We start from the raw sequence: 11366 nt of genomic DNA on the forward strand, positions 1-11366 counted from the left end.
CTGCAGTTAAATATATGGTCTCGTATTTCTAAGCCTTTTTATTGTAACTTACTTATAACAAGATGTCGATTTCCCCATATTTATCTATTAATAAAGTTTTTTTATAAGCTAATGAAGTAAGCGTCATGATTAAAGGCGTCTGTTTTACATAAGTTATAAAGCTTAGCGTAATCCCTTTTTTTTAAACATATCAACTTTTCAGTCTCTTAACAAAAGGCTATGTTAAAGTCCATTGTTGATTTGCACTATGTTGATCTTCGCTGCAGGCGCGAGACTCCTGCGGGAAAAGCGGGTCAAGGGAGACCTCGCAGGCGTCAACGTGAGAGGAGGCTCTCGGACCGCCCGCGAAAAAGGGAGTGTCCTTCGCTGCAATCAACAGGCAGGTTTAACTGAGCTTAACAAAAAAGAAGAGCCGCCGTGGCAACTGCAATATTTCTTTACCCATTTAGGTATCAAAGAATGGCCTGCGAACCTTAATAAGCCATTTCAATAATGCGCTTACAATATTCTTCCTCTGCTTCAATTCCAGTTTTATTACTGAGTACCTCATTCAGCCTCAAGAATTCAGGAACCATACTGACCAATGTTTTCATTATATCTTTTGAATTCCGCTGACAATCCCAGCTTTCCAATAAAGATAGCTGCCAGCCTTCTAAATGGCTTCGTTTTCCGTCTATTTTTGACCAGACTCCATAAGAGCTGTCCAGGAATTTCTCCTGTTCCATATACCAGCCGGAAGCTATAAGCCAACGGAACTTATCCAGATTGGACAAAGCGTAATAGAGTTCTTCTCTCATAACAGAACGATAAATTTCATGTATAAAAGCAAGTACCTTTCCCCTCCAAAACACTACATCCCGAGGAGCAGGCTGATAAGTAAGCCCTGCAGATTCCTCTATAATTTTTCGAACCTGATTCTGCGGGTCGTAAAGAACTTCCACCCCTTTTAACCATAGGGTTGGTGTAACTTCTTCTAAGGTCTTATACCAGGTATCCACTTTTACAAAGCACGCATAATGGGTAACAATCACAGGCGCTGATGATGACGGCTCCTCATAAAATAAAACTTCACCCCACTTTGCAGAGCGGCAGCGTTTGTTTTTGATAAAATCTGATTTCGCTTCAGGAGGCACAATTATGTGAAGATCAATATCGGAATAAGAATCAAAATTACCTTTTGCCAATGATCCGCTTTGGTATACAGCTGCAACAGCTGAATCCTGCGTTAAATCTTCCATGGCAGCTTCAAGGAGTTTACTTCGCTTTAGAGGCAGCTCCTGATCTCGTTTACCGTGCCTAGATACAAATCCCACACATGATGAAACATCCCCTTACTTTTAAATGGTATAAGCCTGTTATATAAAATTCTTTATGTAAGATAAAATCCCTTTATTTCAAATTTATTTTTTCTCGAATTTACGCTAACGGGTCACCTTGTAACATCAGAAAAAAATATCCTTCAACAGAGTTAACAAAAAAACGATACACTGGCAGCATGCAATGTATCGTTTTCTTATTTCGGAAAGTTCCATACCCCTCTAATTTAAGGAGTAACAGCATTGGCACTCTCCGTGCTATTTTTTTTATAAATCCAGAGTGATGTCATGATAATAATAAGCAGTAAAATGATCTGCGGTATAAGCGTTTCCCAGGTAGGGTATAAGCCAAGCCAATCAATGAACGGGGCATGTTGGATGGTATGCGTTGATATCTTCTGCGACACCTGAAGTGAGTGGATGCTGATACCAAGTATTTTAAATGTGATTGTATAAATTAAGATAATTGCTGACCGGAAGAATAAGGATAATGGAATCTTAACACTGTATTTTATCATTCCAAATCCTATAAAAATCAACAGAACCGCTGCCAGTACAATCCCGGTTAAAAGCTCCTTCAAACTCATATACGGCGCCATCCCTGCATAGAAAATAATAGTTTCCGCACCTTCTCTAAATATAGACAAAAAGCTGATGACGGCAAATGAAACTAAATTCCCAGCTGCAAGGGCCTCACCCAGTTGCTTATTAATATACCGGTTCCAGCTTTGTATATTAGATTTGTTATGAAGCCATGCTCCTACCGTTAGCATCATGATTACTGCAGCGATACCTGTAATACCCTCGATATACTCTCTATTTGAAGCTGCCGTTATCTGGGAGAATACGATATTGATAATGACAGCCAGAATGGCTCCAGATAATAGGCCAGCCCCCACTCCAAACCAAATCCACTTTTGTTTATCTGCCTGATTTACCTTCTTTAGAAACGATATCAGGGTAGCCACGATCAATAGCGCTTCCAATCCTTCGCGGAGTAAAATCAGCATGGCATCCCAGAATGAATAGCTGGTTTTTTCTGTTAGAGGAAGCAGGCGGGTGTTCAAATTCTCTAAGATCATCTTTGCAGACTCTGCATCAGCTTTTTTCGATTCAAGCAGTCCCATGGCTGTTGGGATCTTGGTTTCTACATCGGTGTACAGCTTGCTGTCCCTTGTCGATACCTCGCCTTCAACCATTGGCCAAATACTTAATATCTCATCTAACTTTTCGGCGGATTCTTTCATTCTGCCTTTTTCAATATCTTGTGCACTTTGGGTCAGCCGGCTTGTTACATCCCCTAATGTGTATGAAGATTTCTCATTTTTTTTGTTGATGTTTCCAGAAAGAAATTCATTGATGGAAATCCTTAACTCTTTCAAATTTTCCTTCGCCTTTTGTCGATCAGCAGGATTCTGTGTTATCGCAATACGAATAAGAGCCATCTGTTTTTCAATCTTCCCATACGAAGCCACACTCTCAGTCCGGACGACTTTTTCAGCTGATGTCCATGTCTGTAATAATTGAGAATACTGACTTTTCGCTCCTGGAATATCTCCTGTATCCACTGATGTATGTAGTGTATCAATAAGCGGGAGCAGTTTTTTTAATTGCTGTTTTTCACGCTTTTGATCGGCAGGATTTTGTTCACTGTCATATTGAATAACAGCCTTCGACAGTTTTGATAAAAGAGAATGAATCTCGCTGGGCGCAGTGTCATTCATTAGGTCATTTTTTACTTGCAGAAGCGTTTTATCCACTGCTTTAGCTTTAGCACTGTCAGCCTTTTTGATTACTTTCCATTCTTTCTCAAAAGACTCCATGTTCTCAGCGACAGCTTCCGTATCCCCTTCCTTCACTTTCATCAGACTGTCACCAATATAAACTAAAAGTTCATCATGATTTTCAGCTGCATGACTTTGTGAAGCAAAAAGAGAAAACATAAAAAAGAATACAAGAATATAGATGATAAATCCAGCACGTTTTACAATGAGCAATATGAATCTCTCCCTAGAACAAAGAAGACACGATTATGAAAATAGTGTCTCTCCAATATAACCGCCTTTGTGAGTACCCGGAAGGCAGGCAAAAAGTGCACTTCCTTTGTGAACCGTGTACTCATTTAATTTATCCTGCTTCGCCAGACGTTCCTGCATAGGAATAAATTGTTTGTCCGGATTCCGCTGGAAGCAGATAAACAGCAGTCCGGCATCTAAACTTCCGGTATCAGGATCCATTCCGTCCGTATAGGAATAGGAACGGCGCAGGATTTGATTCTGGCCTTTCCCATGAGCCAGGCGCATATGCGAATTCATCGGAATCACCGGCTCGCTGTTTTCATCTTTTTTTTGATAATCGGCTTTATCAAATTCATGTTTTTGCCCCAGCGGTGCCCCGCTTTCCCTAAGCCTGCCAAACGTAGCTTCCTGATCACGCAGACTGGAACGATCCCATACTTCAATATACATCTGGATACGGCGGACGACCATGTAGCTTCCACCAGCCAGCCAGGAAGTTCCATCCTCAGGCTGTACCCACACCTGCTCATTTAATTCTTTTTGATTATGAAGGTCAGGATTTACCGTTCCGTCTTTAAATCCAAATAAGTTTCTTGGTGTTTCTTTCTTAAGATCCGCCTGCTTTGTTCTCTGAAAACCAGTCTGAGCCCAGTGAATAACAGCTTTTCCCCGCGCTATTCTGACAAGGTTTCTGACCGCATGGAAAGCAACCTGAAGATCGTCCGCACAAGCCTGTATACAAATGTCTCCGCCTGTCCATTTTTCATCTAACGAATCAAGGGGAAATAATGGCAGATCCTTCAGTTCCTTAGGCCGTTTTCTTTGAAGTCCGAAGCGGTCTCTGCCATCTTTAACAAAGAGGCCTGGCCCCACACCAAATGTAATTGTCAAATTCGAAGGAGAAAGACCAGCTGCCTCACCTGTATCCTTTGGTGGCAGATAGGATTTGCCAGAGGCTTCTCCGACTCCTTTTCCTTCAGTCAGGGCAGCTGCTGCATTCGTCCAGTCCTTAAACAGCTTTATAAGGTCCTGCCGGCTTTCTGCAGTTACCTCTAATGAAACAAAGTAAATATGATCCTGCATGTCTGTAATGATTCCGGACTGGTGTTTTCCATAAAAAGGAATGAAATTATTATCTGTTTCATCCTTTGTCATAGAATTGCCTGTGGATGTAAGAAAACTGCCTATACCCGACGCTCCGAGTAGCATGCCAGCACCGCCGATACCGGCTGCTTTTAAGACATTCCTTCTTGAAATTCTCCTTAAAGAAGAATCAGTGTTATTTTGTGAATTCTTTTCCAATTAGGTCTCCTCCGTTACAACTCCTATTTGAGAAAGCGGCTCCGCAAGGGCATCAATCGACTGGCTTAATTGTTTAACTTCTGGTTTCGTCAGTTCTGTATAGGCCTTATACCCTTCACCTATTTTATGCTGTTCTAACAATCCAAAGACAGAATTAAACTGCTTCTGAATATCTTCTGACAGTGCTTGATCTTTTTCCATTAAAGACGGCTTCAATAGCAGATAAATCTTTTCAGCTCCCTGGACATTTGCGGCAAAATCGTATAAATCAGTATGTGAATATCGATCTTCTTCACCCGTTACCTTTGAAGTAGATACTTCATTTAATAAATCGACCGCACCGGTTATGAGAAGTTCCGGCGTGACATCTACCGTTTCTACCTTAGCCCGAAGAAGGTTTACGTCCTTCATTAATTGTTCAGCATACTGTTCATAGCCTTTAGTCGTGTTTTCTATCCATAGGCCTTTTTCAATTCTATGGTAGCCGGTCCATTCTTTTTCAGGCACATCGCCTTCGCGGGCATCGATTTTCGGATCAAGATCTCCAAATACTTCCGCAATAGGTTCAGCACGCTCATAGTGCATGCGTGCAGGTGCATACGTTTCTTTTGCACCTTCTATATCACCAGTTTTTACGGCACTAGTGAATGTTTCTGTCTCTTTGACAAAAGCCTCTATTTCACTTAATGCATACTCACGGTATTTTAAGGCAACCTCATCCAATTTCTCTGATCCTTCCTTAACTGGAAGTTTTTCTTTTTCCTTTTGCGCTGAAGTACTATTGTCTGAATTCGAACATCCAAATAATAAACTGGTACTCATCAAGATTGCAGCGGCCATTTTTAATTTTTGCATATGTATGTAATACTCCTTTAAAAGTAGTTTCATTGACTAGTTTTATAGTATCAGATATTGATAATCATTTTCAATTAAAAATCGCGAAAGATTCTAAAAAAAGAATTTACTACTGCTGTTACCTATACTTATCTGCTTTTAGATCTTCCTTAACAAACCAAATCACAAAAAACCCTCTCCTTGTGCTTTGCAGGAGAGGGTAATCCTTATTATGACTTCATAAAGGCTTCAATTTCGTCAACAGATCGAATAATGTCTTTGGATAAAACTTCAGTGCCTTCTTCTGTTACTAACACATCATCTTCAATTCTTATGCCGATGCCTTCTTCTTCAATATATAATCCTGGTTCAACAGTTAACACCATTCCAGGCTTAAGGATTAAATTCTGGTAGTCGCCAACATCGTGGGTATCTAAGCCTAGAAAATGGCTGACTCCATGATAATAATATTTAGCGATTTCGCTTTCTTCTTGTATCAAGCCTGTTTCCATGCACCCTTCAGCCAGTACTTTTTTCGTATGTTCATTTAGCCTGGCGAAAGGAACTCCTGGTTTAATCAATTCTATCGTTTCTTTTAAAGCACGTAATACAAGGTTATAGTATGTTTTTTGTTTTTCTGAGAAGGCTCCATTTACGGGAAACGTATAGCTGATATCAGCATTATAGTATTCAAATTGAGCACCCAGATCAAGAAGTACCAGGCTGCCTTCTTCTATATCGGCATCATTTTGTTCATAATGAAGAACTGTCCCATTTTTCCCGCTTGCTGCAATCGTTCTAAAGGCATGATGCTTAACCCCTTCCGACTTAAGGATAAAGTCGAAATGAGCTTCAAGCTGATATTCTTTTTTAGCTTCTTTTGCATGGCTCATTACATGTAGAATTCCCTTTTGTGTAATTTCAACCGCTCTTTTAATTTTATCAATTTCTTCAGGCTTCTTAAAAACTCGCAGCTCACAAATGTCTGGATAGACATTCTTAATTGGCAAATACGGATAATTCGATTGAATCTTAGCTGCAAATTGCTGTGCTTTCGTGGTTATTGTATCCAGTTCACGTCTCTCAAGATCTAAAAAAAGACTGGCGTCTCCATTAGCAAAAACGATTCGTGAAAACAAGGTTTCAAAATGGTCAATGAACTGTATTGAGCCTATCCCTGATTTTGCAGCTGCTTGATCCTTTGAAATGGTCTTTCCAACCCATTTTTCCATAACAGGATCCGGCTTTTCGATGAAAAGAAACTCCTCAATTTTCTCTCCAGTTTTATGTGCCAAAAATATAATATTCGGCTCATCTATCCCTGTTAGATAGTAAAAATTCCGGTTTGGAACAAACTTATAGGCCTCATCTGCAGATTTTTGCGGAGCTTTCCCAGCAAATAATACAACTATTGATTTCTCTTCTAGCTTTTCATATAAATCTTTACGGTTATGTACATAAAATTCCTTATGCATTTCTTTACCTTCTTTCTAAACTATAAAAATAGTAATTCCTCTAATGCAGCAGCTGGATACGTAAACAGTGTTATATATAAATAATAGATATATGGTTCAATAGAAGAATCTTGATACATTCGTCTCCGAATCGCTGCTTTACGCTGATTATGTAATGTTAATATCCAGTAAGAGGCTGCCGCAGACTGGCTTTGAAACGGGCAGAGCTGACCTCTTCTGCTTGGAAGCCTATGGGAAATGGACCTCATCCCTTCCTGCTGCTCGCAAAACTGACTTTTTGCTCCTAAAATTCTTAATCCTTCTCGCTTTACTTCCTTTTTGCTCGGAAATCAATAGGACTTGATCACAACACATTCCGTTGCTCGCAACATTGATTTTTTGCTCGCATTTCCTAGTTTTTGCTCGCAACTCTTTCGAACTTGCCCGCAAACTCTGATACTAAGAATAATTGCTGCTGACATTTAGGATCAAGGCCGCGAATAGTACCATTATATTTTTTCTGAGAGCTAATATAAAGAAATTTTTAACTTTTTTGATTTTTATAACATATTCAATTATATCCGTTTCACTTATCTAAATGCATTTTTACATTGAAAAACCCCTTTGAGAGGGGTTTTCTCTAGAAGGGGTGCAAAGGTATAAGGTTTGGTCGAAGGTGCATCTATTCTGCTTCAGCTTCAGTTAGTGGATATTGAAAGTACTTATGCATCCGATAATCAATTATAGGATGTCAATTCTTACTAGAAGAGCAACTAGTAATTGAACAAGGATCTGGATGTTTACAGCCACTTGAGTATCCAAAGTTTCTACTGTAATGTTTCTAGAGTTTTCAATGATGGTCTTTTGGCGGGAAATTTGTTTTACCTGGGAAGATTGAAGAAGCTCTTGAGCCACTTTTTCTGCTCTGCCTGCATCAGCAATTGAAATGTTAATTAATACAACGATTGCTGCCTGCAACGCTGCCTGCAGTGAAACCGCAGCCTTAGTATCAATAGTTGATACTGTGATATCACAAGAATCTTTAATAAAAATTAATTCTTCAGATAGCTGAAATTCACTCTTTGTTTGGACTGCTTCTTGTTCTACAGTTTCCTCATTGCACATTGGGTGGTTACGGGTAGGATCAAGAGCAGACCATCTGTCGTTACATACATCGTTTCCTGCTGACCTATAATATTCTTGGTTCATTTTTTTTCCTCCTGTATCCAAAATAGGATAGTAATTTAATTTTTAGGAAGAGAACGGACAACTCTTCCTATTTATCTTTATTGAACACTTTTAACGAACTCAGGTCATTTTCAGTCGTGTTCTCAGGCTTACTTTTGCTGGTTGTTTCCGGAGATGAGTTCGTGCTTACTACGCCTGCTTCTGCTTCGGTAACATTCTTGTGTAAGTTTTTTAGAAAAGTATCAGCTTGTTTTTTTAGTTTTTTGACCGTTTTTCTTAATTCATGTTTTTCCTTATCTGAAAGATTCATAGCATTTGTTTCAATGCCATGTTTTTTTAATGTGTTGGACACAAGCATCCCCATTAACTGGGCAGTAGCGTTTTCATGTTTAGACTTTTTCTTCGACATTTTATACCCCTCCTTTGTTTATTCCCTATTACCTTATGTATACAGGCTTATTGTTGTGTTAAGGCAAACGTGTAATTTTACTTATCTTCAGCCTAAAGTTTAGAAGAGAATGCGAAAAATCTTTTTTTACATTTTCCTATGGTTCCGTTTTATGCCTTGCTTCATCATTCCGCACCTGTCCACCAGTTATATGCGTTATACCTGCTTTTAGGATCAGAGAAGGATGGATGTCTAATGTAATGCCTTTTTTCAGAAGAAAAAAAGCGATTCTTGGGATAAAGAATCGCTCCTGAAAAGATGGTTGTTTTGTTCGAGGTTTTTTCTTTATAAAGACTCGAACTAAAAAACTACTGATTTATGATCGTGTAACAATTCAGCTTCCTTAGCCATTTATTGGGCAGCCGGAAAAAAGGAAAGCGGCTATTGCGTTAAACCGTCTTCACCAAGCCAGCGGCTGAATCTCATTCGTGCCTTTATTGTTTTTCTCATTTGTGTTACTTCCTTCAAGCACATTCAGTTGTTTTTGGACTGCTGGAGGGTTTTTCGTACGATCTTGATGATAAGGTGTCATAGTTCCTGCCTCCTATGTAATGATGGTTCTGACGCTATGGTTAGTAAAAAGCTCGATTAAAAGGAAATAAGAAAATACTCAATCATCCTCAAGCAGCAGTATGACTATCATCCTATCCTCCATCATTATGCCTCGCGCCTAGGGAACATCGTAAATAGATGTAACTTTTATCATAGTTAACCACTCCTTGAAAATAATTTTTATTTTAGTATATTAAATAATCTAAAAACTCTAATTACTTTAGTGCTAAATACCCGTGAATATTGATAGAGTATTCTGATATATTTAGCTCATATCATATTTTAAAGGAGTGTTGTATTTGTTAAAGGTTCTCTCCACTTCAGCTCTATCACTGGCATTAGCAGGATCACTGGTTCTGCCGGGTCTGCAATCTGAAGATAGCCATAAGCCCGTTAAAAGTACATACAGCATTGATCTGGCGCATCATGTGGGGGTTGCACCAGAATTAGCTGAGGAGGCTAAAAAGCTTGGCATTGATCTCTCTAAGGTCGATCCAGCAGAAAAAGCTGCTAATGGTACAAAGTTTGAACAAGCTGGTGATAACCATACAGCTTACAAAAAAGCGACTGGTGATATTCCAGTATTGGTTATTCTGGCCAAATTTAAGGATGGAGACGAGCCAGTCGGCGATCTCCCAGGTCAGGTACCGGCCCATTATTACGAGGATTTAATTTTTGGCAAGGAGTACAATCCATACGAATTGGATTTTTTTAAAAAATATGCTGAAGTTAATGGCGTCAAAGCTCCTATAGACCGGACAATGCAAAATGCCTACAAGGAATCCAGCTACGGCAAAACAAATCTTGTCCGTAAAGAAAACACCGAATTTGCATGGGTTGAGCTTCCAAAAGGAGCTTCTTACTATCTAGACCAGGAAGGTAAATATGCCGAGAACGGCAAATATGTAAATGGAAACGTAAACGGAGATGCGCATACAGGTGAATTCGTCCGAGACTTATTAAAAGCGGCAGATGAGCAGGTAGATTTTTCTAAGTATGCAGAAAATGGCGAAGTACCGAATATTTTCGTCATCCATGAGGGTACAGGTGCTGAGTGGAGCAGTGATCCGGCACAGTTCTGGTCTCATAAATGGAGCTTATTAAGTGCTTTATACTATGGAAAATATTATGAAACTGGTAAAACCTCTGATGTTCACGCTGGCCTGTCACAATCAGCATGGATTAACAAGACTGTTTCTGAAGACATGACGTATGACGGCGTAGTCGTTAATAATTACAACATCCAGCCCGCGATAGGCGGAAACGTGGCCGGCTTTAATGCGGCAACAGGAGACTATGATGAAGCATCAAAAACAGGTCCATTCCCTGCACAGACAGGTGTATACGCTCACGAATTTGGACATGCTCTAGGGCTACCTGATTTCTATGATACCGTGTATACTTCTGAAGGTGTTGGAAATTATTCAATGATGTCAGGCGGATCCTGGATGCGCTATCCGGATGCAAATGCATATTCCGGTAACTCTCCAACACACTTTGATCCATTCTCTAAAATCTTCTTAGGCTGGGTAACTCCAAAAGAAGTGAAGCCTGAGGATGGAGTCCAAACGATAACTCTCCCAGCGATAAATAAAGCTGCAGCCGATAACGGCATCGTTAAAATGGAAGTGCCTGGTTCTAACGGCACCGAGTACTTCTTATTTGAAAATGTCCAGCAGGATGGCTTTAACAAAGGGTTAATCCGCCAGGGAGCAGACTCAAAAGGTTTGCTTGCATGGCATGTAGATGAAAATGTCATCAGCCTGTACCAGACCGCAGGCTTCCGTCCGAATAATGTGGAAAACTGGATGAACAAGCGCTTCCAGTATAACCAGTCACAAACGGCTAGCAATGGAGAGGTAGTCACACACTACGGTTTATCCGTCCTTCAGAAGGATGGTCTGTATGAGCTTGAGAAAAACCTCAACCGAGGCAATGCTGGGGACTTTTTCAAATCAGGTTCTAAGATAACTCCGGTATCTGGAAATGTTCATTCAGGCTCCTACTACTTCTGGAAGGGCTACAGCTCTACTCCAGCAGATTCTGGAATTCATGTAACAGACATCAAGGAAAACAAGGATGGCTCAATCACTGCAAAATTCTATTACAATTTTAATGAATCTACAAAGTAATTCTCTAAAACGAGGACCCCGAACCAGTGAACTATAACCCGATTAATGGACACTAAATTAAAAGTGCCCCTTAATCGGGTTTTTCTATGTCATCAGGAAGAAAACCCGTTTATAATAAAAGA

10 protein-coding genes are annotated in these 11366 nt (G+C 39.9%); 1 reads left to right on the plus strand and 9 read right to left on the minus strand.

Annotation, left to right across the window (positions count from 1 at the left end; all coding sequences use genetic code 11):
• Positions 1–473: 473 nt before the first annotated feature.
• The 9 genes from JOC77_RS04375 to JOC77_RS21550 form a co-directional block, all read right to left on the minus strand.
• Positions 474–1313, minus strand: a complete 840-nt coding sequence (locus JOC77_RS04375) for an aminoglycoside 6-adenylyltransferase (protein WP_204539113.1) — start codon at positions 1311–1313, stop codon at positions 474–476.
• Between the two features lie 230 nt (positions 1314–1543).
• Positions 1544–3313, minus strand: a complete 1770-nt coding sequence (locus JOC77_RS04380; RefSeq protein ID WP_239558580.1) for an FTR1 family iron permease — start codon at positions 3311–3313, stop codon at positions 1544–1546.
• Between the two features lie 33 nt (positions 3314–3346).
• On the minus strand, positions 3347–4636 hold the full coding sequence (gene efeB / locus JOC77_RS04385; RefSeq protein WP_204539116.1) for an iron uptake transporter deferrochelatase/peroxidase subunit: 1290 nt from the start codon (positions 4634–4636) through the stop codon (positions 3347–3349).
• Positions 4637–5491 (minus strand): iron uptake system protein EfeO, encoded by an 855-nt coding sequence (gene efeO, locus JOC77_RS04390; protein WP_204539119.1) that lies wholly within the window; start codon positions 5489–5491, stop codon positions 4637–4639.
• Between the two features lie 209 nt (positions 5492–5700).
• Positions 5701–6945: an aminopeptidase P family protein gene (locus tag JOC77_RS04395; RefSeq protein ID WP_204539122.1), complete on the minus strand. Its 1245-nt coding sequence runs from the start codon at positions 6943–6945 to the stop codon at positions 5701–5703.
• Between the two features lie 20 nt (positions 6946–6965).
• Positions 6966–7193 (minus strand): hypothetical protein, encoded by a 228-nt coding sequence (locus tag JOC77_RS04400; protein ID WP_204539125.1) that lies wholly within the window; start codon positions 7191–7193, stop codon positions 6966–6968.
• A 472-nt stretch (positions 7194–7665) separates the two neighbouring features.
• The gene (locus tag JOC77_RS04405; RefSeq protein WP_204539128.1) at positions 7666–8133 is read right to left on the minus strand and encodes a spore coat protein; all 468 of its coding nucleotides are present in this window, start codon (positions 8131–8133) and stop codon (positions 7666–7668) included.
• 67 nt (positions 8134–8200) lie between these two features.
• On the minus strand, positions 8201–8521 hold the full coding sequence (locus JOC77_RS04410; protein WP_204539131.1) for a hypothetical protein: 321 nt from the start codon (positions 8519–8521) through the stop codon (positions 8201–8203).
• Between the two features lie 439 nt (positions 8522–8960).
• The gene (locus tag JOC77_RS21550; RefSeq protein WP_275585045.1) at positions 8961–9092 is read right to left on the minus strand and encodes a hypothetical protein; all 132 of its coding nucleotides are present in this window, start codon (positions 9090–9092) and stop codon (positions 8961–8963) included.
• 310 nt (positions 9093–9402) lie between these two features.
• Between JOC77_RS21550 and JOC77_RS04415 the strand changes: the two genes are divergently transcribed.
• A complete protein-coding gene (locus JOC77_RS04415) occupies positions 9403–11244 on the plus strand; it encodes a M6 family metalloprotease domain-containing protein (protein WP_338047174.1) in 1842 nt (613 codons plus the stop codon).
• The last annotated feature ends 122 nt before the right edge of the window (positions 11245–11366 follow it).

It is taken from the genome of Peribacillus deserti (assembly GCF_016909175.1).
GTDB classification, from domain to species: Bacteria; Bacillota; Bacilli; order Bacillales; family DSM-1321; genus Paraperibacillus; species Paraperibacillus deserti.